General features: G+C 53.3%; 20 protein-coding genes and 1 riboswitch. Of the genes, 11 read left to right on the top strand and 9 right to left on the bottom strand.

Annotated elements, in window-relative coordinates; translation table 11 throughout:
- The 3 genes from ACIPUG_RS20655 to purD form a co-directional block, all read left to right on the top strand.
- Nucleotides 1-406, top strand: a 406-nt coding sequence (locus ACIPUG_RS20655; RefSeq protein ID WP_400340014.1) for a hypothetical protein, incomplete at its 5' end; no start/stop codon positions are given.
- A gap of 94 nt (nt 407-500) precedes the next feature.
- A complete protein-coding gene (gene purH, locus ACIPUG_RS20660; protein WP_010285525.1) occupies nt 501-2,090 on the top strand; it encodes a bifunctional phosphoribosylaminoimidazolecarboxamide formyltransferase/IMP cyclohydrolase in 1,590 nt (529 codons plus the stop codon).
- A gap of 17 nt (nt 2,091-2,107) precedes the next feature.
- The gene (purD, locus tag ACIPUG_RS20665) at nt 2,108-3,394 is read left to right on the top strand and encodes a phosphoribosylamine--glycine ligase (protein ID WP_400340016.1); all 1,287 of its coding nucleotides are present in this window, start codon (nt 2,108-2,110) and stop codon (nt 3,392-3,394) included.
- Between the two features lie 61 nt (nt 3,395-3,455).
- Here the strand turns inward: purD and ACIPUG_RS20670 are convergent, their stop codons facing one another.
- From ACIPUG_RS20670 to nudC, 6 genes are all read right to left on the bottom strand, one after another.
- Nucleotides 3,456-4,142 (bottom strand): DUF1481 domain-containing protein, encoded by a 687-nt coding sequence (locus tag ACIPUG_RS20670; RefSeq protein WP_400340019.1) that lies wholly within the window; start codon nt 4,140-4,142, stop codon nt 3,456-3,458.
- A gap of 4 nt (nt 4,143-4,146) precedes the next feature.
- Nucleotides 4,147-4,419 (bottom strand): nucleoid-associated protein HU-alpha, encoded by a 273-nt coding sequence (hupA, locus tag ACIPUG_RS20675; RefSeq protein WP_005970302.1) that lies wholly within the window; start codon nt 4,417-4,419, stop codon nt 4,147-4,149.
- Between the two features lie 204 nt (nt 4,420-4,623).
- On the bottom strand, nt 4,624-5,214 hold the full coding sequence (locus ACIPUG_RS20680; RefSeq protein WP_010285522.1) for a YjaG family protein: 591 nt from the start codon (nt 5,212-5,214) through the stop codon (nt 4,624-4,626).
- A 77-nt stretch (nt 5,215-5,291) separates the two neighbouring features.
- Complete coding sequence (gene nfi, locus ACIPUG_RS20685) at nt 5,292-5,981, bottom strand: deoxyribonuclease V (protein WP_039552779.1); 690 nt, start codon at nt 5,979-5,981, stop codon at nt 5,292-5,294.
- Between the two features lie 15 nt (nt 5,982-5,996).
- On the bottom strand, nt 5,997-7,061 hold the full coding sequence (hemE, locus tag ACIPUG_RS20690) for a uroporphyrinogen decarboxylase (RefSeq protein ID WP_014913808.1): 1,065 nt from the start codon (nt 7,059-7,061) through the stop codon (nt 5,997-5,999).
- A 148-nt stretch (nt 7,062-7,209) separates the two neighbouring features.
- Complete coding sequence (nudC, locus tag ACIPUG_RS20695; RefSeq protein ID WP_014913807.1) at nt 7,210-7,992, bottom strand: NAD(+) diphosphatase; 783 nt, start codon at nt 7,990-7,992, stop codon at nt 7,210-7,212.
- A gap of 108 nt (nt 7,993-8,100) precedes the next feature.
- Here nudC and ACIPUG_RS20700 point away from each other — a divergent pair, with 108 nt between their 5' ends.
- The 7 genes from ACIPUG_RS20700 to thiH all read left to right on the top strand — a co-directional run bounded on the left by ACIPUG_RS20700 (nt 8,101) and on the right by thiH (nt 14,430).
- Nucleotides 8,101-8,562, top strand: coding sequence for an Rsd/AlgQ family anti-sigma factor (locus ACIPUG_RS20700; protein ID WP_010285518.1), 462 nt, complete (start codon nt 8,101-8,103; stop codon nt 8,560-8,562).
- 122 nt (nt 8,563-8,684) lie between these two features.
- A riboswitch (TPP riboswitch) is annotated at nt 8,685-8,839 on the top strand.
- 114 nt (nt 8,840-8,953) lie between these two features.
- The gene (thiC, locus tag ACIPUG_RS20705) at nt 8,954-10,909 is read left to right on the top strand and encodes a phosphomethylpyrimidine synthase ThiC (RefSeq protein ID WP_400340021.1); all 1,956 of its coding nucleotides are present in this window, start codon (nt 8,954-8,956) and stop codon (nt 10,907-10,909) included.
- Nucleotides 10,906-11,547, top strand: coding sequence for a thiamine phosphate synthase (gene thiE / locus ACIPUG_RS20710; protein ID WP_400340023.1), 642 nt, complete (start codon nt 10,906-10,908; stop codon nt 11,545-11,547). Before thiC ends, thiE begins: the two co-directional genes overlap by 4 nt.
- 1 nt (nt 11,548) lies before the next feature.
- Nucleotides 11,549-12,328, top strand: coding sequence for a HesA/MoeB/ThiF family protein (locus ACIPUG_RS20715; protein WP_400340026.1), 780 nt, complete (start codon nt 11,549-11,551; stop codon nt 12,326-12,328).
- Complete coding sequence (gene thiS, locus ACIPUG_RS20720; protein ID WP_100017769.1) at nt 12,325-12,525, top strand: sulfur carrier protein ThiS; 201 nt, start codon at nt 12,325-12,327, stop codon at nt 12,523-12,525. The genes ACIPUG_RS20715 and thiS overlap by 4 nt, the downstream gene beginning before the upstream one ends.
- Nucleotide 12,526: 1 nt before the next feature.
- Nucleotides 12,527-13,309: a thiazole synthase gene (locus tag ACIPUG_RS20725; RefSeq protein ID WP_400340028.1), complete on the top strand. Its 783-nt coding sequence runs from the start codon at nt 12,527-12,529 to the stop codon at nt 13,307-13,309.
- Nucleotides 13,309-14,430 carry a 2-iminoacetate synthase ThiH gene (gene thiH / locus ACIPUG_RS20730; protein WP_349907640.1) on the top strand — a complete coding sequence of 374 codons (1,122 nt, stop codon included), beginning with the start codon at nt 13,309-13,311 and terminating at the stop codon, nt 14,428-14,430. The genes ACIPUG_RS20725 and thiH overlap by 1 nt, the downstream gene beginning before the upstream one ends.
- Before the next feature lie 279 nt (nt 14,431-14,709).
- On the opposite strand, the gene ACIPUG_RS20735 is transcribed toward thiH, so the two are convergent.
- Nucleotides 14,710-16,146, bottom strand: a complete 1,437-nt coding sequence (locus ACIPUG_RS20735; RefSeq protein ID WP_039499867.1) for a PLP-dependent aminotransferase family protein — start codon at nt 16,144-16,146, stop codon at nt 14,710-14,712.
- Nucleotides 16,147-16,319: 173 nt separating this feature from the next.
- Here ACIPUG_RS20735 and ACIPUG_RS20740 point away from each other — a divergent pair, with 173 nt between their 5' ends.
- A complete protein-coding gene (locus tag ACIPUG_RS20740) occupies nt 16,320-16,511 on the top strand; it encodes a DUF1127 domain-containing protein (RefSeq protein ID WP_400340031.1) in 192 nt (63 codons plus the stop codon).
- Nucleotides 16,512-16,607: 96 nt separating this feature from the next.
- Here the strand turns inward: ACIPUG_RS20740 and shiA are convergent, their stop codons facing one another.
- Together shiA and rpoC are read right to left on the bottom strand one after the other, a co-directional pair.
- Nucleotides 16,608-18,005, bottom strand: coding sequence for a shikimate transporter (gene shiA, locus ACIPUG_RS20745; RefSeq protein WP_400340034.1), 1,398 nt, complete (start codon nt 18,003-18,005; stop codon nt 16,608-16,610).
- Nucleotides 18,006-18,257: 252 nt separating this feature from the next.
- Nucleotides 18,258-22,481 carry a DNA-directed RNA polymerase subunit beta' gene (rpoC, locus tag ACIPUG_RS20750; protein WP_014913797.1) on the bottom strand — a complete coding sequence of 1,408 codons (4,224 nt, stop codon included), beginning with the start codon at nt 22,479-22,481 and terminating at the stop codon, nt 18,258-18,260.
- Between the last annotated feature and the right edge of the window lie 95 nt (nt 22,482-22,576).

Genomic DNA, 22,576 nt, shown 5'->3' on the forward strand with positions numbered 1-22,576 from the left:
GTTAAGATACGGTCTTGTGAGTGCCCACACAGATTGTCTGATTAAATTGTTAAAGAGCAGTGCCACTTCATCGGTGGCGCGGGCTGCATATACTATGCTTTTCCGCTGTGAAGTCAAGTCATTACTGACCGCCTTCGGTGAATCTTTTTCCTGTCACCGCAACCGCGTGTCGCTGTTGCCGTGTCAGTGGAGGCGCATTATAGGGACTTCTCGTCAGGCCGCAATAGGTATTTTAAAGAAAAATGACTGTTTGCTGCATTCCACAGCAAAACCCCGCCTTATACCTTTTTTTGCACAAACTTATCCACAGAAAGCATTCTACCCAAAAATTGACGAGCATCACGCAAACGTTTTCGCTACAATTCACCCCGTTCAAAATCGTCGTGTTTCTGCGAACGCTAACTGAATATTTCTCTTTATTCCGCAATTATTGCTCTGACAAAGACGATATTCACATACCGTTCTTTACTGACTACCCAAATCTAGGGGATAACATCATCATGCAACAACGCCGTCCAATTCGCCGCGCTCTGCTCAGCGTTTCTGACAAAGCAGGTATTGTCGAATTTGCTCAAGCTCTGTCCCACCGTGGCGTCGAGCTCCTTTCAACTGGTGGAACTGCCCGTTTACTGGCCGATGCTGGCTTAGCGGTGACTGAAGTCTCTGACTACACCGGCTTCCCGGAAATGATGGATGGGCGTGTAAAGACCCTGCACCCGAAAGTACACGGCGGCATTCTGGGACGGCGCGATCAAGATGATGCAATCATGACGCAGCACGACATCAAGCCGATTGATATCGTCGTTGTGAATCTGTATCCGTTTGCTCAGACCGTCGCTCGTGAGAACTGCACATTAGAAGATGCGGTTGAGAATATCGATATCGGTGGCCCGACGATGGTTCGCTCCGCCGCCAAGAACCATAAAGATGTGGCTATCGTGGTCAAGAGCAGCGACTACAGCGCCATCATTAATGAAATCGACGCCAACGAAGGTTCACTGACCTACGAAACCCGTTTCGATTTAGCGATCAAAGCCTTCGAACACACTGCCGCTTACGACAGTATGATTGCCAACTACTTTGGTGCACTGGTTCCGCCTTACCACGGTGAAACAGATAAACCATCAGGCAACTTCCCGCGCACGTTAAACCTTAACTACATCAAAAAGCAGGACATGCGCTACGGGGAGAACAGCCATCAGCAAGCTGCCTTCTATATAGAAGAGAATATTCACGAGGCCTCTGTCGCCACCTCGACACAGTTACAAGGCAAAGCGCTGTCTTATAACAACATCGCCGATACCGATGCGGCGCTGGAATGTGTGAAAGAATTTGCCGAGCCGGCCTGCGTTATCGTTAAGCATGCGAATCCGTGCGGCGTAGCGATTGGCGGCTCAATTCTTGATGCTTACGAGCGCGCCTATAAAACCGACCCAACATCTGCATTCGGCGGCATTATCGCTTTCAACCGCGAGCTGGATGAAGAGACAGCGCAGGCCATCATTAGCCGCCAGTTTGTCGAAGTGATTATTGCCCCATCTGCCAGTGATGCCGCATTGAAGGTAACCGCAGCCAAACAGAACGTACGTGTCCTGACTAGTGGTAGCTGGCAACAACGCGTTCCTGGGCTGGACTTCAAACGCGTCAATGGTGGTTTGCTGGTACAGGATCGCGATCTGGGCATGGTCGATGCATCTCAATTGCGTGTCGTCACCGAGCGCCAGCCGAGCGAACAGGAATTACGTGACGCCCTTTTCTGCTGGAAAGTGGCTAAATTCGTTAAATCCAATGCGATTGTGTACGCACGCGACAACATGACCATCGGGATAGGCGCTGGCCAGATGAGCCGCGTTTACTCAGCAAAAATCGCCGGTATCAAAGCGAGCGATGAAGGGCTGGAAGTAAAAGGTTCCGCTATGGCGTCTGATGCGTTCTTCCCATTCCGTGATGGTATTGATGCCGCTGCGGCCGTTGGGATTACCTGCGTGATCCAACCGGGCGGGTCGATTCGTGATGATGAAGTCATTGCTGCCGCCAACGAACACGGCATTGCGATGATCTTTACCGACATGCGCCATTTCCGCCATTAATTCTGGAGCTGATCGAAATGAACATTTTAGTAATTGGTAATGGCGGACGCGAGCACGCGCTAGCCTGGAAAGCCTCGCAGTCACCGCTGGCGAAACGTGTTTATGTTGCTCCAGGAAACGCGGGAACCGCGCTTGAGCCAGCACTGACCAACGTCGATATCGCCGCCACTGATATTCCAGCGTTAGTCGCTTTTGCCCAAGAAAACCACATCGATTTAACCATCGTTGGCCCGGAAACACCGCTAGTTATCGGTGTTGTGGATGCATTTCAGAGCGCGGGTCTAAAAATCTTTGGCCCAACGCAGGGCGCTGCACAGTTAGAAGGCTCTAAAGCCTTTACTAAAGATTTTCTGGCACGCCACAATATCCCGTCAGCGGAATACCAGAACTTTACCGAAGTTGAACCCGCGCTGGCCTATGTACGCAGCAAAGGTGCACCGATCGTCATCAAGGCCGACGGACTAGCCGCGGGTAAAGGCGTGATTGTCGCCATGACGTTGCAGGAAGCAGAGAACGCCATTCAGGATATGCTGGCGGGGAATGCATTCGGCGATGCCGGACACCGTATCGTAGTGGAAGAGTTCCTTGATGGCGAAGAAGCCAGCTTCATCGTTATGGTAGATGGCAAGAATGTCTTACCGATGGCAACTAGTCAGGATCATAAGCGTGTTGGGGATAACGATACGGGCCCGAATACCGGCGGTATGGGCGCTTATTCGCCAGCTCCGGTCGTGACCAATGAAATCCACCAGCGCGTGATGGATCAGGTGATTTGGCCGACCGTCAACGGCATGGCCGCAGAGGGAAATACCTACGTCGGTTTCCTGTATGCCGGTCTGATGATTTCTGCCGATGGTCAGCCAAAAGTGATCGAATTCAACTGCCGCTTTGGCGATCCAGAAACACAGCCAATTATGCTGCGTCTGCGCTCCGATCTGGTAGAGCTGTGTCTGGCAGCCTGCGACGGCACGCTGGATCAGAAAGATTCAGTCTGGGATGAACGTCCATCTCTGGGCGTGGTATTGGCTGCAGGCGGCTATCCAGCTGACTACAATACAGGCGATGTGATTTCCGGTTTACCGCAGCAGGACGCCGAAGATGGCAAAGTTTTCCATGCTGGCACCAAGTTGAACGGTATTAATGTCGTCACCAACGGCGGCCGCGTACTGTGCGTTACTGCATTGGGCAATACCGTGGCTGAAGCGCAACAACGTGCTTATGAAATAGCAGCGGGTATTCAGTGGCAAGGGGTATTCTGTCGAAAAGACATCGGCTACCGCGCTATTGAGCGTGAGCAAGCCTGATAAACGATTGTCTGATAAATACTGAAGCCCGGAGAAATCCGGGTTTTTTTATAGCTAATGGCTACTTAGGTTCCCACTGGCAGACGTCATCTTCCACCACCAGCAATAACTGCGTCCCTTCTGGCGCTTCCAGCCACGCGACGTTTAGCGGGCGCGTTGCATGGGCTTTTTGCTGCGCGATCCATTCACGCGAGTCATTGTCAAAATCAGGGCGAACCACCGTACCGTCACAAGACTGCACCTGCCCTTCCAGCCATTTCCCTTGCTTTAGCCTCACCTTGCCTGCACGCAATACATCGCTCAATTCCAGCATGCGCTTCGCATCGAACTGGTAGAGCGCGATTTCATCATCAGAAACCGATTCACGTCTTTCAGCAAGCTGCCGCTGCATAAAGCTGACAGTTCCATCTTCTGCAAAGCGCAAACGCATATCTTCTTGCTGCGCCCCGAGCTGATTACGCTGTATCTCGCGTAGCTTATCTTGCTGGAACGTATAGCGCGTCACCACCAGAGCATTGCCTTGAAGCGGGTTGTATACGGTGGTCAGCGCCGTCGTATTCTGCGCATCATCCTTACGCCACAAACGCACAACACCACGATCGGCAACGTAGCCGCTGGCGAAAACGTCCGGCGGTGCGGTGCGGCTACTACAAGCTACCACGGCTATAAGCACGAGGCCTGCGCCACACAAACGTCGTAAAAGCAAAAGGGGCGAAAACGCCCCTCTGCTTAAACTTTTAGCCGGCATGGGCTTATTTAACAGCGTCTTTCAGAGCCTTGCCAGAAACAAATGCTGGCACGTTGGCAGCAGCGATTTTGATTTCTTTACCGGTTTGTGGGTTGCGGCCAGTGCGCTCATTACGATGGTTCACTTTAAACGTACCAAAACCAACTAATTGTACTGCATCACCTTCTTTCAGAGACTCGGTAATTGCCGCCAAAGTTGATTCCAGAGCTGCTTTAGCCTGTGCTTTTGACAGATCAGCTTTGTCCGCAATTACATCAATCAGTTGAGTCTTATTCATAAGTTATCCTTACAGTGTGTTTATCGCTTGCTAAGCATCGAGTGCGACGGATATGCCCTTTCCCGTTTCAGGGTGTAATAGCACTCTCCTGCATACACGCACCGACAGCCACTTTTTTTACGCCCCCCAAATGTAGACCAGACAGGGTGCGAATGTGAAGCCTTAAGACAGGCCATTTCAGGCCTTAAATCACGTTTTATCGCGTTATTGATGCAAATTTATCCCGATGTTACTACTTCCGGCCTCGCGCAGATCGGAACGGAGCCCTTTGATCAGCTCAATATCGCGTTCTTCGCAGGCCGCCAACAGGCGAAAAATCTCCCACTGGATGTCCCATTCTTCTTCAATTGCAGGCAAAACCTTGAGCTCATCGTCGGTCATTTCTTTGCCTGCCTGCGTCATTTCCAGCATGGCAACCGTGCGGATAGACGTTTCGCTAATCGCTATCGCATGTTCCAGCGTTTCACCGCTTAAGCGCGAATGAATCAGCTCGCCCAGTGCGATACAGGCATCAATAGCCGGGTAGACGCCGTAAAGATCGTAATCTTCCGCAGCGGGAACCGCTTCTTCCAACTTTTCCAACTGGCTATCGAAATTGACCTTCGCATCTTTAACAACCAATGTTTCCCATACCAGGTCGAGAATGCGACGGTAAACCATCGCGTCGCCGAATTCTGTTTGACGACAAAACTCGTGGTAATTTGGATACATACGTTCACAAAGACATGCCATGAAAGTGACATGTTGCCAGCTCGCCAGCTTTTCCAGACGTAAATGAATGGGGTTACGTAACATTTTTATGCTCATTAACGGCGACGGACGGCAGTGTACCTGAAATCACAGTGACGCCCTATGCCTGAATTCCTAAAGTTTTACGACAATACGTTAGCGGCTTGCTGCCGTTGCCAACGCACAAATGCGGGACGATTTGATGCGACAGCATCAGCCCAACGAGTCGGCTCCGGTAAACGGTAGCCGCGCATACAAGATTGTACCCAGTGCAATGCACTATCCTGACTGACTCGATGCCCCGTCGCCACAAACAGCGGATTACAGCGCGCTTTGCTACGCCATACCCAGCCAATCTGCTCGCCTTTATCCAGTAACGGCTGCTGACTGCCAACGCTCTCCGCCAATGGCTCAAATCGGCCACAAAGTCGACTTTTCGCCACGCCAATCGTCGGAACATCAACTAGCAGACCAAAATGGCTGGCAACGCCGAGACGACGTGGGTGGGAAATCCCATGCCCGTCGACAAACAGCAGGTCCGGTTTCTGTTCAAGCAACGCCCACGCGGCGAGTAGCCCAGGGCATTCACGAAACGAAAGAAAACCGGGGATATAAGGCATTGTCGTGCTGATACGCGCAATCTTGTATTCTATCAGTTCCAACGAAGGATAGCGCATTACCGCAATCGCAGCGCGGGTTACTGAGCCTTCTTGCTCAAAGCCAACATCCGCACCCGCGATGAACGTGGGCTGCTCAAAAGGTAAATCGTCGTGCCGAATCACATCAGAAGCGCGGGCCAACTGTTCAGCCCGCAGCCGTTGTGTATCAATCACATCACCTCCTGTGAATCATGCGTGATAAGGGCGAGACAACCGATGGACAGCCTCAACAAACACGCCCGCGTGCTCCGGCGGCACATCCTGATGAATGCCGTGACCCAGATTGAAAACATGGCCATTGCCTTGTCCAAATCCGGCCAGGATCGATGCCACTTCCTGCTCGATCCGTGCCGGATCGGCATACAACATCGACGGATCCATATTTCCCTGTAGCGCGACTTTATCGCCTACGCGACGGCGCGCGTCGGCGATATCGCTCGTCCAGTCCAGCCCTAACGCATCACAGCCTGTTTCCGCCATTGCTTCCAGCCACTGGCCTCCACCTTTGGTGAATAGCGTCACGGGTACGCGGCGGCCTTCATTCTCGCGCTGTAAACCATCAACAATCTTATGCATGTAATGCAGGGAGAATTCTTTGTAGTCACGCCCGCTCAGCGCGCCGCCCCAGGTATCGAAGACCATCACCGCCTGCGCACCTGCGCGAATCTGCGCGTTGAGGTAAAGAATGACGCTATCCGCCAGCTTATCCAGCAACAGGTGTAGCGTTTTAGGCTCGGCGAACATCATTTTCTTGATGACGGTAAACGCTTTGCTGCTACCGCCTTCAACCATATAGGTCGCCAGCGTCCACGGGCTGCCCGAGAAGCCGATAAGCGGCACTTCCCCAGCGAGATTTTTACGGATCGTCCGCACCGCGTTCATCACATAACCGAGTTCCTGCTCTGGATCGGGAACCGGCAGGTTAACCACATCGGCATGAGACGTGATCGGAGACTGAAAGCGCGGACCTTCCCCTGCTTCAAAATAAAGCCCTAAGCCCATGGCATCAGGGATAGTCAGGATATCGGAGAACAGGATCGCCGCATCCAGCGCATAGCGCCGTAAAGGTTGTAACGTGACTTCACAAGCCAACTCTGCGTTTTTACACAGCGACATAAAATCACCTGCCTGCGCGCGCGTTGCCTTATATTCCGGCAGATAACGCCCCGCCTGACGCATCATCCACACTGGGGTGACATCAACGGGTTGGCGTAATAACGCCCGCAAATAGCGATCGTTTTTCAGATCAGTCATGTTCTTTTCCTTTCAACCTCACGGCGGTTCTACACCGGATAGATGTGATGAAACGGATGCGTTATAAGGCGAACGCTTTATGAAGCGAATACGCTATGACGCAGGTGCGCGGTGTACGCGAGCCATTCATGACGCCAATACTACCACGTCAGCCTTCGTTCTCGTGATAAGCGCGGCACAGTACCACCGTATCTTCGATAAGCCGACGTGCCACAGTGCCCGGCGGGGGCAACTGCGGGAGCTGGTCATAGCGGAACCAGCCTGCGTCACGCAGCTCTTTCGGGTCATGCTTGATTTCGCCGCCCGCATACTCGGCCATAAACGCCATCATCAGTGAATGAGGGAATGGCCAAGGCTGCGAACTCACATAGCGCAGGTTTTTTATCTGAATTTGGCTCTCTTCCATCACCTCACGCACGACCGTCTGCTCCAGTGTTTCGCCCACTTCGACAAACCCGGCCAGCACGGTGTACATGTTTCCGCGATGCCGATTGTGTTGTGCCAGCAAAATTTCCTCGCCACGGCGAATCGCGACGATAATGCAAGGCGCAATCTGCGGATAATAGCGCTCTTTGCAGTGGTGACATAAGCACGCCAGCTCCGTTTTACTCCGCACCATTTCATGGCCGCAATAACCGCAAAAACGATGAGAGCGATAGAATTCAGCCAGCTGTACGCCTCGTCCCGCCAGCTGGAATAAGCCTACGTCCTGATCGAGCAACTGGCGAACCGATGCCATATCGGAATCCCGGCCCTGGCAGACCAGCCAAACAGGCAGTCCTTGCCATTCACCGATTTGGCGAGCCGTTTTCCCCTGCAACGACCACGCCGTAGCCGTTCCGCGCGGCAATTCTCCCTGAGGGAGCCAGATTTGTACCGCGTCGCTAACCACCCACCAGCCGGTTTCGTCACCTTTTAGCGTCTGTTCCATATCTTTTTATTGCTCCACTGCCACTTCACTGGCATTTTACATTCAGAGTGATTACATAAGTTTTATAACTGGGATTTCAGTTATTTCTTACCGTTCACGGAGTCAACAATGCTAAACCAGCTACAAAGTCTAACTGAATACGTTGGTGGCAATAATGCGTTAATCGACCAATGGCTACAAGCGCGTAAGCAGCTTCTGGTAGCTTACTATCATCTGGTTGGCATCAAGCCGAATAAGGAAACGCTTTCTCTTCTGGATGAAGAGGCATTGGATAATTTTTGCCAGAATCTGGTGGACTATCTTTCTACCGGCCACTTTCATTTATACGAAAAAATGCTGCATGAAGCAGCGACGCACAGCGAACAAGTATTAGCGCTTTCCACCCAGCTCGACCTCGCCCTGCAAAATAACACGCAGCAAATTATGACGTTTTACGATAGCCATCTGGCGGCAGCCATCGACCATGATAACTGCCTCGAATTCCAGCAGGCACTCTCCCACGTCGGCGAAGCGCTGGAGGAACGTTTTACGTTAGAAGACAGAATGATTCAGCAGGTTTACGACAAATAGCCGTCATTTGACGTTATTTCAGGACATCATCACACATTGTAAAAGCAAAAGCGGCACGCTTTGACATCCGCGTTTTGCCGACATACAGTGTAGGGGTTTTATTGGCCCGTTTAAGAGACGGGCATATCTTGTCGGAGTGCCTAGCGTGCTCGTGTTTTGTTTTACGAAATCAATCGTTATGACGAAACTTATGAGCGCACAGGCTGAGACCGTTAATTCGGGATCCGCGGAACCTGATCGGGTTAATACCTGCGAAGGGAACAAGAGTAATGCACCTCTATTTAGCCCAAGGCTGCGTATTCCCACATACCTGCTCTGACGCTCAATATCATTATTACTCCCTCCGGCTCCAGACAAGCAATCTTCCCTTTACGTCTTACAGGAACTTGCTATGTCTACAGAACCTTTGTCTATAAAAACAGTGTCGTCAAAATCGGGTCGCCGTGAACAGCGTGCCGCTGCCCAGCAGTTTATTGAAACCTTACAGGGAACCGCCTTTCCCAATTCCAAACGCATTTACCTTGCGGGCTCACGTGATGACATCCACGTGCCAATGCGAGAAATTCAGCTTAGCCCGACGCTACTCGGCGGCAGTAAAGACAATCCCCAATACGAACCCAATGAACCAATCCCGGTTTACGATACGTCAGGGCCTTATGGCGATCCCGCTGCGCAACCCGATGTCCGCGTTGGGCTAGCGAAGCTGCGCGCCGGTTGGATTGCAGAACGTCACGACACCGAGTCGCTATCCGGCGTCAGCTCTGATTTCACCCAACAGCGGTTGGCGGATGCCGGTCTGGATCATCTGCGTTTCGAACATTTGCCACGGCCTTTACGTGCCAAAGCAGGCAAACGCGTTACCCAGCTCCACTATGCCCGACAGGGGATCATTACCCCCGAAATGGAATTTATCGCCATTCGCGAAAATATGGGACGCGAACGCATTCGCGGTGAGGTGCTGCGCCAGCAGCATCCGGGGCAAAGTTTCGGCGCTCTACTACCGGAGAACATCACGCCGGAATTCGTTCGTCAGGAAGTGGCCGCTGGTCGCGCTATTATCCCTTCCAACATCAACCATCCAGAATCAGAGCCGATGATTATCGGTCGCAATTTTCTGGTGAAGGTTAACGCCAATATCGGCAACTCCGCCGTGACCTCCTCCATCGAAGAAGAGGTGGAAAAGCTGGTCTGGTCTACCCGCTGGGGCGCGGATACGGTGATGGATCTCTCCACTGGTCGCTATATTCACGAAACCCGCGAGTGGATTCTGCGCAACAGCCCCGTCCCCATCGGAACCGTACCGATCTATCAGGCGCTGGAAAAAGTGAACGGCGTGGCGGAAAACCTAAACTGGGAAATGTTCCGCGATACGCTGCTGGAACAGGCCGAGCAAGGGGTAGACTATTTCACCATCCACGCTGGCGTGTTGTTACGCTACGTGCCGATGACCGCCAAACGCCTGACCGGCATCGTCTCACGCGGCGGTTCCATTATGGCGAAGTGGTGCCTGTCGCATCACAAAGAGAGCTTCCTGTACGAACACTTCCGTGAAATCTGTGAAATCTGCGCCGCTTATGACGTCGCGCTGTCGCTGGGTGACGGCTTACGTCCCGGTTCCATTCAGGACGCCAACGACGAAGCCCAGTTTGCCGAGCTGCATACGCTGGGCGAGTTGACCAAAATCGCCTGGGAATACGACGTTCAGGTGATGATCGAAGGCCCCGGGCACGTTCCGATGCAGATGATCCGCCGCAACATGACCGAAGAGCTGGAGCACTGCCACGAAGCGCCATTCTATACGCTCGGCCCGCTAACCACCGATATCGCACCGGGTTACGATCATTTCACCTCCGGCATTGGTGCCGCCATGATCGGCTGGTTCGGCTGCGCGATGCTCTGCTACGTGACGCCGAAGGAACATCTTGGCTTGCCGAACAAAGAAGACGTCAAACAGGGGCTGATTACCTATAAGATCGCCGCCCACGCCGCCGATTTGGCGAAAGGCCATCCCGGCGCGCAGATCCGTGATAACGCCATGTCAAAAGCGCGCTTCGAATTCCGCTGGGAAGACCAGTTTAATCTGGCGCTCGATCCCCAAACGGCCCGCGCCTACCACGATGAAACGCTGCCGCAGGAATCCGGTAAAGTCGCCCACTTCTGCTCTATGTGCGGTCCTAAATTCTGCTCGATGAAGATCTCACAGGAAGTACGCGACTACGCCGCAAAACAGGAAGCGGAAGCCAAACCGATTGAAGTCGGTATGGCGCAGATGTCGCAAGAATTCCGCTCGCGCGGCAGCGAGCTTTATCACAGCGCCACCAGCCTGCAAACCGAGGTAAGCAAATGACGGACTCGACGCCTTTTGCCCCAACGGCGCAGCGGCTGGGGCTTTATCCCGTCGTCGATAGCGTGGAATGGATCGAACGACTACTTAGCGTCGGGGTGAAAACGATCCAACTGAGAATCAAAGATCGGTCAGATGAACAAGCCGAAGCCGAGGTGATCCAGGCGATCGCATTGGGTCGCCGCTATCAGGCGCAGCTTTTCATCAATGACTATTGGAAATTAGCCATCAAACATCAGGCGTACGGCATACATCTGGGGCAGGAAGATCTGGATACCGCCGATCTGGCCGCGATTAAACAAGCTGGCCTGCGTTTAGGCGTCTCCACGCACGACGATCGTGAACTGGCGCGCGCGGTGGCGATCAGCCCGTCCTACATCGCGCTGGGGCATATTTTCCCAACCCAAACCAAAGACATGCCATCAGCGCCGCAGGGGCTGGCCGAACTGACGCGCCACATCACCGATCTGCAAGGCCGATTTCCTACCGTTGCGATTGGCGGCATCAGCATCGACAAAGTGCCTGCGGTGCTGAAAACGGGCGTAGGCAGTATTGCTGTCGTCAGCGCCATTACGCAGGCACCGGACTGGCGACAGGCAACCGCGACGTTGCTCAGGATAATTGAAGGACGGGAGGCATGACATGGCAACGAATCCCCATCCAACATCTGCCGGACTGAACGATAGCGAGTTCATGCGCTACAGCCGTCAGTTGATGTTGGAAGATATTGGCCCGGAAGGTCAGGAGAAGCTCAAAGCCGCCCGCGTTCTGCTGGTGGGCCTAGGTGGGCTGGGTGCTCCCGCGTCGCTCTATCTGGCAGCCGCCGGGGTCGGCACGCTGCTGCTTGCCGACGATGACTCACTGCATATCAGCAACCTGCAACGCCAGATTCTGTATCGCACCAGCGATACCGACAAGCCCAAAGCCGTGCTGGCCCAGCGTCAGCTACAGGCGTTAAACCCGAACTCAGAAGCGATTGCGATTACCGAGAGGCTCAGCGGCGACGCGTTACACCGCGCCGTTAGCCGCGTCGATCTGGTGCTGGATTGCAGCGATAACATGACCACTCGCCATGCGGTTAACGCCGCCTGTTTTAGCGCAGGTAAGCCGCTCATCAGTGGGAGCGCCGTCGGCTTCAGCGGCCAGCTCGCCGTCTTCACGCCGCCTTATCACGCTGGCTGCTACGCCTGCCTGTATCCCGATACAACCGAACCGCAGCGCAACTGCCGTACCGCAGGCGTGCTGGGGCCGGTGGTCGGCGTGATTGGCACACTTCAGGCGCTGGAAGCGATCAAACTGCTGTCTGGTATGCCATCCGCGTTGGACGGCAAGCTGAGAATGTTCAATGGCAAACAGCAGAGTTGGAACACGCTTCAACTAACCCGCGCGCCCCATTGTCCGGTATGTGGGGGTGCGGCATGAAAATCACGCTGAATGATGAGCCCTTTGAATTCCCAGAAGCTATCACGATTGAGGCGCTACTGAGCGAGATCAATCGGCTCCAGCCCGGCACGGCGCTGGCTATCAATCAGACCATTATCCCGCATGCTACCTGGTCGCAGCATCAGGTGCAGGACGGTGATGATATTTTGCTTTTTCAGGCAATCGCGGGAGGATGACATGCTGCACATTGCCGATACGACATTCACTTCACGGCTGCTGACTGGCACCGGGAAATTCTCTACGCCAGAACTGATGCTGGCAGCGCTTGAAGCTTCCGGCTCGCAGCTGGTGACCATGGCGATGAAACGCGTTGACCTGAACGGCGGTAACGATGCCATTCTTGCCCCGCTACGCCAGCTCGGCATTAAACTGCTGCCGAATACGTCAGGTGCCAAAACGGCCGATGAAGCCATTTTTGCGGCCCGACTGGCGCGTGAAGCGCTGGGCACTCACTGGCTGAAACTGGAAATTCATCCCGATGTGAAATACCTGCTGCCCGACCCTATCGAAACCCTGAAAGCCGCCGAACAGCTGGTAAAAGAAGGATTCACGGTACTGCCCTACTGCGGCGCCGACCCGGTGCTGTGCAAACGACTGGAAGAAGTCGGCTGCGCGGCGGTGATGCCGCTGGGCGCACCGATCGGCTCCAATCAGGGACTGCAAACGCGTGACTTTCTCCGCATCATCATCGAACAGGCGCGCGTTCCGGTGATTGTCGATGCGGGTATTGGCGCACCCAGCCATGCGGCTGATGCGCTGGAAATGGGAGCCGATGCCGTTCTGGTCAACACGGCCATCGCCGTTGCCCACGATCCCGTGGCGATGGCGCGGGCATTCCGACTGGCGGTCGAGGCCGGTGGGCTTGCTCGTCAGGCTGGGCTGGGAAGTAAGCAGTTTGTCGCCAGCGCCACCAGCCCCCTCACCGGTTTTCTTCATCGGCAAACAGAAGGGACAAGGTGATGAACGTCGATTTCCAAACCGTCTGGGAACAGCTCGACTGGGATGACCTGACGCTGCGCATCAACGGTAAAACCGCACACGATGTTGAACGAGCGCTTGCTGCCCCACACCTGACGCGTGACGATTTTATGGCGCTCATTTCACCTGCCGCCAGTGCCTATCTGGAACCGCTAGCTCAGCGGGCGCAACAGCTTACCCGCCAGCGTTTCGGCAATACGGTAAGCTTCTATGTCCCGCTGTACCTGTCCAACCTGTGCTCCAACGACTGTACCTACTGCGGCTTTTCGATGAGTAACCACATCAAGCGAAAAACGCTGGATGAAGCAGAGATCCTACGTGAATGCGCCGCTATCAAGGAACTGGGGTTTGAACACCTGTTGCTCGTGACTGGCGAACACCAGCGTAAAGTAGGCATGGATTATTTTCGTCGCGTCTTTCCGCTGATCCGACCGCTCTTCAGTTCGCTGATGATTGAAGTTCAGCCCTTGTCGCAGGACGAGTACGCCGAATTAAAAGCACTGGGTCTGGATGGCGTGATGGTCTATCAGGAAACCTATCATCCGGCGACCTATCAGTTGCACCATCTAAAAGGACAAAAGCAAGATTTCCACTGGCGACTCGCCACGCCGGATCGACTGGGTCGTGCGGGGATCGATAAGATCGGGCTGGGTGCCTTAATCGGCCTGTCCAATAGCTGGCGCACCGACTGCTACATGGTGGCGGAACACCTGCTGCACTTACAACAGAGCTATTGGCAAAGCCGGTATTCTATCTCATTCCCGCGCCTGCGCCCCTGTGCGGGCGGCATTGAACCGGCGTCGCTCATGGATGAAGCGCAGCTCATGCAGGTGATTTGCGCATTCCGGTTGCTGTCGCCGGATATTGAGCTGTCGCTTTCCACGCGTGAGTCGCCTTTCTTCCGCGATCATGCCATTCCCATTGCGATTAACAACGTCAGCGCATTTTCCAAAACCCAGCCGGGTGGCTACGCCGACGACCATCCTGAACTGGAACAGTTTTCACCACATGATTCACGACGTCCTGAAGACGTGGCGCAGGCCATCATACGTGCAGGTCTTCAGCCCGTATGGAAAGACTGGGACGGTTATTTGGGCAGATAGTTACTGAACAGATAAGACAGCGATACGCCTGATTTGGGACGCGACTCGCAAGCCGAAATGAGAATTACACGGAAGGCAACATTCTCAGGATAGCGCCGCGCAACATGACATTCGGCCTATCGTCACGGCATTCGCTGAGTAATACAGTAGCGTCGTTGGCAAGCCTGAGCATGATTACGGAGCTTGCTGGCCAGAGCCGTTTGCTACTTATCGGCTCTGCACATCAACCCGCCGATACGGGGCTTATCCTTACCCGTATCGGCCCTTCCTTAACAATCATCAGGTTACGTTCTGGTCAGGAAAAGTGTGCATCATCTTCGCGATTTCACTACCCACGATGCGCAGCCCTTCCCTCATCTCTTCCGTGAAGCGATTGGCATAATTGAGCCGAAGACAATTACGGTATTTTCCCGAAGCGGAGAAGAGCGAACCCGCGGCTATCTGTATGCCCGCTTTTCTGACCTCACGGCTGAGTTTGAGCGAATCAAAATATTCAGGCAGCTCAATCCACATCAAAAAGCCACCTTGCGGGCGACTCACACAAATATTGGACGGAAAATACTCACGAACCCAGCAGGTAAACGTATCCAGATTAGCTTTGTACTGAGCACGCATACGGCGTAGATGAGGCTGATAGTGTCCGCTACGAATAAATTCCGCCACGGCTAGCTGGGGCTGTACCACCGTCGATCCCGTACTGATGTATTTTGTATGGATCACGCGTTCCAGATAGCGCCCTGGGGCGATCCAGCCGACACGCAAACCGGGTGCCAGATTCTTTGAAAACGAACTGCACAACAGTACACGTCCGTCTTCATCAAATGATTTTATCGCGCGGGGACGCGGATATTCATAGGCCAGCTCACCATAGGCATCATCTTCAATAATCGCGATATCAAAATGCTGCGCCAGCGTCACCAGCGATTTCTTGCGGGCATCAGGCATGATGAAGCCAAGCGGATTGTTACAGCTTGGCACCAGAAGCACGGCTTTGATCGGCCATTGATCCAGCGCCAGTCTTAACGCTTCGAGACTGATCCCTGTTACTGAATCGGTTGGGATCTCGATCGCTTTGATATCCAGCCCACGAAGGATCTGCATCGTGCCCGGAAAAGCGGGTGATTCAACGGCTACGATGTCGCCGGGTTGGCAAACGGCGCGGACGGCAACAAATAGAGCTTCCTGACATCCGGTCGTGACCACAATATCATCTTGAGTGAGCTGGCAGCCGCAGTCGACGGTAAGACGGGCAATCTGCTCACGCAGCGCAGGCACGCCATATACGCTGTCATATTGTAAGATCCGAGGATCCTGATATTGGCAGAGGCGAGCCATCTCTTTCCACAGTGGTTTGATGGTCGGCTGGCTTACATCCGGCATTCCGCTGCCAAATTTCAACACGTTGGTTTCCAGACGCACATTCACCAACTCCAGCACCGATTCCCACTGCGTGATCTCAACCGGACGTTGAGCAGGACGCGTCAGCGCGGGTACGGGCGGCGTTGCCTTACGCGGCGTGACAAAATATCCCGAACGCGGCTGCGGCATAATCAACTGCCGGGTTTCCAGCAGATGATAGGCTTGCTGGACGGTACTGATGCTCACACCATGTTCTGTACTCAGCGCCCGCACAGAAGGCAGGCGTTCTCCGCTTTGGTACAACCCTTGTTCGATCCGCTGTTCTAACAGCCCAGCCAGGTGTTGATAACGCGTCATCAGTATCATTCCCTATCAAGATTCGCAGCAGTAACCAGTACAGATTCAAATGAAAATCACCATTCAGATGCAATATCACACAATCTGTATGCTAAAAAAATGGATTTTTTGCGTCTGTATTGAAAATACCTTTCACCTCATCATAGCGATCATTCACTGGCGAGGGGGAAAATATGGAATTTCATGAGAATCGATCACAAAAACCGTTCCGCGAGTCACCGTTTTGGCTAATGCTGATTTTGCCGTTCCGCTTGTTGAAAGCCTGGCGGGCAAGGGCACAAACGCTGAAGATACTGCAAAATATGAGCGATAACGGGCTCAAGGATATTGGGCTAAAGCGAAGCGATCTTGATCGGTTCAGATAACGCCACGGCAAAAACAGTAGACTAAAAAGCAGTAAAAAATATGCCGATACAGACACTGAATCTGTATCGGCACGCGAGATGGGTGAAGTAAAGAGGTTAGTTAGGTAAGGCGTCCGCTGATGTTGCCTTCATCCGCATCCCGACAATCGCCGAAAGTAAGCAGCCAATGGCAAGGTAAGCTGCCACCGCATGCCATGAACCATCCATAAACTGCACCAGCAGAACGGCGATAAAAGGTGTAAACCCGCCGCCAACCACGCTGGCGACCTGATAACCCACACCCGCCCCGCTATAGCGGTACGCCGTACCAAATAGTTCGGTAAACATCGGCTGCTGTACGCTAACAATCATATCGTGAGCAATATTCGCCAGCATGATGGCAAAGAACAGAATCAGCAGTGTGTTATGGCTTTCCAGCGCCATAAAGAATGGCACCGCACTCGCAGCACCAATCAGTGCACCAGTAACGTAGATCCGACGGCGGCCAAAGCTATCTGCCAGATAGGCAAAGAAAGGAATAGATACGCAGCTGATCGCCCCCACCAGCAGCCCGATATTCAGGAAGATATCCCGTGATAGCCCAAGATGCGTCGTGGAATAATTGAGGGCAAACGCGGTAACGATATACATCGTCAGCAGTTCGCCAAGCCGTAGCGCAATAATCAGCAGAAATGCCTTCGGGTGCTGGCGCAGTGCTTCCATGATAGGGAACGAACGCAGTTTATTGGCTCTCTCTCCCAGCGTTTTATTCGCCTCAAATTCCTGGGACTCATCCATCCCGTTACGCACCCACCAGGCGATAGCCACCAGAATCAGGCTGAATAAGAACGGCAGACGCCAGCCCCAGGTGGTAAATTCTTCATTGGTCGTCAAATTGCTCACCACCGATACCGACCCAGTAGCTAGTAACAATCCAACCCCAAAGCCAACTTGTACGCCGCTGCTGTAAAAAGCTTTCTTCTTCTTCGGCGCGTTCTCTACCGCCAACAGCGCCGCCCCGCCCCATTCACCACCAACCGCAAAGCCCTGAATTGCCCGCAGCGTAACCAGCAGCACTGGTGCCCACCAGCCAATCGAATCAAACGACGGCAACAGACCAATCAGCGCAGTAGAAATGCCCATCATCCAGACCGTGATCATCAGCATTCGTTTACGGCCCAGCTTATCGCCGAAGTGGCCGAACACCATGCCGCCTAGCGGTCGGAACAGGAAACCAACGCCGAACGTACCAAATGCCGCCAGCGTCCCCATCGTTGGGCTAACCTGTGGGAAAAATTCGGTATTAAATACAAGAGCGGCAACAATTCCGTACAGTAGAAAATCGTACCAGTCGACAACGGCCCCCACAAAACTGCCCCATGCTGCACGTTTTGCTCGATGTTGAGAATGGCTTACTGACTGTGTTTGTAGGGTTTTATCAGAAGAAAGTGAGTCATCTCGCTGAGGTAATGAGCCGCCAGGCTGTGAGAGTGTTGGCGTAGTTGAGGTGTCCATGTCGGTTCCGTTCTATTTACTTTACACTACTGTACAACAAAAAATTTCAGGATGATATAAAACGCCGGGAGCGTTTTATAACAACGCACAGCGTTGGCCCTTCAGGGGGGAAGGCAGGACGCCTTCCATCAATTTTTAACGTCGTTTACGACGGCCTTTAGGTAGCGCACAGGGATGTGCGCAATAAAAAACCCCAGCCATGATAGCTGGGGTTTTTGTTATTTACCGCATGATAGTGCAGCGTAAAGAGACTTATTCGTCGTCGCTGCTACCAAAGCCTGCATTCAGCAGTTCGGCCAGGTTAGCAGAAGCTTCATCGGCACTCACCTGAGGCACGACAGGCGCTTCACCCGCCTGACGGCGGCGCATACGATCCTGATGGTACGCATAACCCGTACCTGCTGGGATCAGACGACCTACGATAACGTTCTCTTTCAGGCCACGCAGTTCATCACGTTTACCCGCAACAGCGGCTTCGGTCAGTACGCGAGTGGTTTCCTGGAACGATGCCGCAGAAATGAAGGACTCGGTCGCCAGAGATGCTTTGGTGATACCCAGCAGATCGCGGCTGAACGTTGCCGTAATCTTGCCATCCGCTTCCAACTGACGGTTGGCAATCTTGATGCGAGACACTTCTGCCTGTTCGCCTTCCAGGAACTCGGTGCTACCTGCGTTAACGATGGTGCCTTTACGCAACATCTGACGAACGATAACTTCGATGTGTTTATCGTTAATCTTAACGCCTTGCAGACGGTAAACTTCCTGAACTTCGTTGGTGATATAACGCGTCACTGCATGTACGCCACGCAGACGCAGGATATCGTGCGGAGACTCTGGGCCGTCGGAAACAACGTCACCACGTTCTACCACTTCACCTTCGAACACGTTGAGCTGACGCCATTTCGGAATCATCTCTTCGTAAGCATCGCTGCCATCCAACGGAGAAATCACCAGACGACGTTTACCTTTGGTTTCTTTACCGAAGGAAATGATACCGCTGATCTCTGCCAGAATAGCCGGCTCTTTCGGACGACGGGCTTCGAACAGGTCGGCTACGCGTGGCAGACCACCGGTAATATCCTTGGTACCGCCGGATTCCTGAGGAATACGCGCCAAAGTATCACCGCTGCTGATTTTCACGCCGTCTTCCAACTGCACGATCGCTTTGCCCGGCAGGAAGTACTGAGCAGGCATATCCGTACCTGGAATCAGAACATCTTCGCCTTTGTCATCAACGATTTTCAGTGCCGGACGCAGGTCTTTACCGCTACCAGTACGCTCTGCACTATCCAGAACCACGATAGAGGACAAACCGGTCAGTTCGTCGGTCTGACGAGTAATCGTCTGGCCGTCAATCATATCGGTGAAGCGAATGTTACCGCTCACTTCGGTGATAACTGGCATGGTATGCGGGTCCCAGTTAGCGACAGTTTCGCCACCGCTAACTTCTGCACCATCGCCTTTCGCCATTGCCGCACCGTAAGGCACTTTATAGCTTTCTTTCGTACGTCCGAATTCGTCGATCAGTTTCAGTTCGGTATTACGTGAAGTAATAACCAGTTTACCGTTGCTGTTCACGACGAACTTCGCGTTGCTCAGTTTCAGGCTACCTTTGTTTTTCACCTGAATGCTGGACTCAGCTGCCGCACGCGATGCCGCACCACCGATGTGGAACGTACGCATGGTTAACTGTGTACCCGGTTCACCGATGGACTGTGCCGCGATAACCCCGATGGCTTCACCTTTGTTGATGATGTGACCACGAGCCAGGTCGCGACCGTAGCAGTTGGCGCACACGCCAAAGTCGGTTTCGCAGCTTACGACTGAACGTACTTTAACGGCGTCAACGGAGTTCTCTTCCAACATGTCACACCACTGCTCATTCAGCAGCGTGTTACGTGGAACCAGAATGTCCGCCGTGCCCGGTTTGATCACGTCTTCAGCCGTTACACGACCCAGTACGCGCTCACGCAGTGGCTCTTTAACATCACCACCCTCGATAACCGGTGTCATCATGATACCTTCGTGGGTACCACAATCGTCTTCGGTCACAACCAGATCCTGCGCAACGTCAACCAGACGACGAGTCAGATAACCGGAGTTCGCTGTTTTCAGTGCGGTATCCGCCAGACCTTTACGCGCACCGTGCGTCGAGATGAAGTACTGGAGTACGTTCAAACCTTCACGGAAGTTTGCGGTAATTGGTGTCTCGATGATCGAACCATCTGGTTTCGCCATCAGACCACGCATACCCGCCAACTGACGAATCTGTGCCGCAGAACCACGCGCACCGGAGTCGGCCATCATAAAGATGCTGTTGAAAGACACCTGCTGCTCAACCACGCCATCACGGTTAACCACATCCTCAACGGACAGGTTTTCCATCATCGCTTTCGCAACACGTTCGTTCGCCGCAGCCCAGATATCGATCACTTTGTTATAGCGTTCGCCCGCAGTAACCAGACCGGACTGGAACTGCTCCTGAATCTCGGCAACTTCGGTTTCTGCTTCTTCGATAATCTCGGCTTTTTTCTCCGGGATAACCATGTCATCGATACCTACGGAAGCACCAGAGCGCGCCGCGTAAGCAAAACCGGTGTACATAGTCTGGTCAGCGAAGATAACCGTCGGTTTCAGACCCAAAATGCGGTAACAGGTGTTCAGCATTTTGGAGATCGCTTTCTTGCCCAGAGGCTGGTTAACGATCGAGTACGGCAGACCTTTCGGTACGATCATCCACAGGATGGCGCGACCGATAGTCGTATCAATAATCGACGTCTGATGCGTAACATCGCCTTCGATGCTCTTGATCTCTTCCGTGATACGCACTTTAACGCGCGCATGCAGAGAGGCCAGGCCGGCACGATAAACGCGTTCAGCTTCTTTCGGACCCGTGAGTACCATGCCTTCGCCTTTGGCGTTAACACAGTCACGCGTCATGTAATACAGACCCAATACCACGTCCTGAGAAGGAACGATGATTGGCTCACCATTCGCAGGGGACAGGATGTTGTTGGTCGACATCATCAACGCACGCGCTTCCAGCTGGGCTTCCAGCGTCAACGGTACGTGTACAGCCATCTGGTCACCGTCGAAGTCGGCGTTATAGGCCGCACAAACCAGCGGGTGCAGCTGGATCGCTTTACCTTCGATCAGGACCGGTTCAAATGCCTGGATACCCAAACGGTGCAGTGTTGGTGCACGGTTCAGCAGTACCGGGTGTTCGCGGATGACTTCGTCCAGGATATCCCATACGACGGCTTCTTCACGCTCAACCATTTTCTTGGCGGCTTTAATGGTGGTAGCAAGACCACGCAGTTCCAGCTTGCCGTAGATGAACGGTTTGAACAGTTCCAGTGCCATTTTCTTCGGCAGACCACACTGGTGCAGACGCAGGTATGGACCAACGGTGATAACGGAACGACCGGAGTAGTCAACACGCTTACCGAGCAGGTTCTGACGGAAACGACCCTGTTTACCTTTGATCATGTCGGCCAAAGATTTCAGAGGACGTTTGTTAGAACCGGTGATCGCACGACCGCGACGGCCGTTATCCAGCAGGGCATCAACCGCTTCCTGCAACATACGTTTTTCGTTACGTACGATGATGTCCGGCGCAGCCAGATCCAGCAGACGTTTCAAACGGTTGTTACGGTTGATCACGCGACGGTACAGATCGTTCAGGTCGGAAGTCGCAAAACGACCACCATCCAGCGGAACCAACGGACGCAGATCTGGCGGCAGTACCGGCAGAACGGTCAGGATCATCCACTCTGGCTTGTTACCAGATTGTACGAACGCTTCCAGCAGCTTAATACGCTTCGTCAGCTTCTTACGTTTGGTTTCGGAGTTGGTTTCGGTCAGCTCTTCACGCAGCTGCTCGCATTCCTGCTCCAGATCCATATTCTTCAGCAGAGCCTGGATCGCTTCGGCGCCCATTTTCGCGTCGAATTCATCACCAAACTCTTCCAGCGCATCCAGATACTGCTCTTCAGTCAGGATCTGACGGCGCTCGAGGTTGGTCATGCCGCCTTCAACCACGACATAAGATTCAAAATAAAGCACGCGTTCGATATCACGCAGCGGCATATCCAGCAGCAAACCGATACGGGAAGGCAGTGACTTCAGGAACCAGATGTGCGCAGTCGGAGAAGCCAGCTCGATGTGGCCCATACGCTCACGGCGCACTTTAGTCTGGGTCACTTCAACGCCGCACTTCTCACAAATAACACCGCGGTGTTTCAGGCGCTTATACTTACCGCACAAGCACTCATAATCTTTTACCGGCCCAAAGATACGGGCGCAGAAAAGGCCGTCACGTTCAGGTTTGAACGTACGGTAGTTAATGGTTTCTGGCTTTTTAACTTCACCAAAAGACCACGAACGGATCATGTCTGGCGAGGCCAGAGCAATTTTGATCGCATCAAACTCTTCGGTTTTAGTTTGCGCTTTCAGAAACTTTAATAAGTCTTTCACGGATTGGCTCCTGTCGGAGTTAGACCTGATAGACACCTGAACTATGCTATTAAAAACAACGTTCAGGTGTCCCTATGACGAATGCCAGCAATACA

The organism is Pectobacterium sp. CHL-2024 (assembly GCF_044751765.1).
GTDB classification, from domain to species: domain Bacteria; phylum Pseudomonadota; class Gammaproteobacteria; order Enterobacterales; family Enterobacteriaceae; genus Pectobacterium; species Pectobacterium brasiliense.

Excerpts from the sequence above, each read along its gene's own strand:
- ACIPUG_RS20725 (WP_400340028.1), top strand. The coding sequence starts at position 12,527 with ATGCTGCACATTGCCGATACGACATTCACTTCACGGCTGCTGACTGGC.
- hupA (WP_005970302.1), bottom strand. The coding sequence starts at position 4,419 with ATGAATAAGACTCAACTGATTGATGTAATTGCGGACAAAGCTGATCTG.
- ACIPUG_RS20700 (WP_010285518.1), top strand. The coding sequence starts at position 8,101 with ATGCTAAACCAGCTACAAAGTCTAACTGAATACGTTGGTGGCAATAAT.
- ACIPUG_RS20670 (WP_400340019.1), bottom strand. The coding sequence starts at position 4,142 with ATGCCGGCTAAAAGTTTAAGCAGAGGGGCGTTTTCGCCCCTTTTGCTT.
- thiS (WP_100017769.1), top strand. The coding sequence starts at position 12,325 with ATGAAAATCACGCTGAATGATGAGCCCTTTGAATTCCCAGAAGCTATC.
- ACIPUG_RS20740 (WP_400340031.1), top strand. The coding sequence starts at position 16,320 with ATGGAATTTCATGAGAATCGATCACAAAAACCGTTCCGCGAGTCACCG.
- purD (WP_400340016.1), top strand. The coding sequence starts at position 2,108 with ATGAACATTTTAGTAATTGGTAATGGCGGACGCGAGCACGCGCTAGCC.
- ACIPUG_RS20735 (WP_039499867.1), bottom strand. The coding sequence starts at position 16,146 with ATGACGCGTTATCAACACCTGGCTGGGCTGTTAGAACAGCGGATCGAA.
- hemE (WP_014913808.1), bottom strand. The coding sequence starts at position 7,061 with ATGACTGATCTGAAAAACGATCGCTATTTGCGGGCGTTATTACGCCAA.
- thiH (WP_349907640.1), top strand. The coding sequence starts at position 13,309 with ATGAACGTCGATTTCCAAACCGTCTGGGAACAGCTCGACTGGGATGAC.
- thiE (WP_400340023.1), top strand. The coding sequence starts at position 10,906 with ATGACGGACTCGACGCCTTTTGCCCCAACGGCGCAGCGGCTGGGGCTT.
- ACIPUG_RS20680 (WP_010285522.1), bottom strand. The coding sequence starts at position 5,214 with ATGTTACGTAACCCCATTCATTTACGTCTGGAAAAGCTGGCGAGCTGG.
- nudC (WP_014913807.1), bottom strand. The coding sequence starts at position 7,992 with ATGGAACAGACGCTAAAAGGTGACGAAACCGGCTGGTGGGTGGTTAGC.
- purH (WP_010285525.1), top strand. The coding sequence starts at position 501 with ATGCAACAACGCCGTCCAATTCGCCGCGCTCTGCTCAGCGTTTCTGAC.
- shiA (WP_400340034.1), bottom strand. The coding sequence starts at position 18,005 with ATGGACACCTCAACTACGCCAACACTCTCACAGCCTGGCGGCTCATTA.
- ACIPUG_RS20715 (WP_400340026.1), top strand. The coding sequence starts at position 11,549 with ATGGCAACGAATCCCCATCCAACATCTGCCGGACTGAACGATAGCGAG.
- thiC (WP_400340021.1), top strand. The coding sequence starts at position 8,954 with ATGTCTACAGAACCTTTGTCTATAAAAACAGTGTCGTCAAAATCGGGT.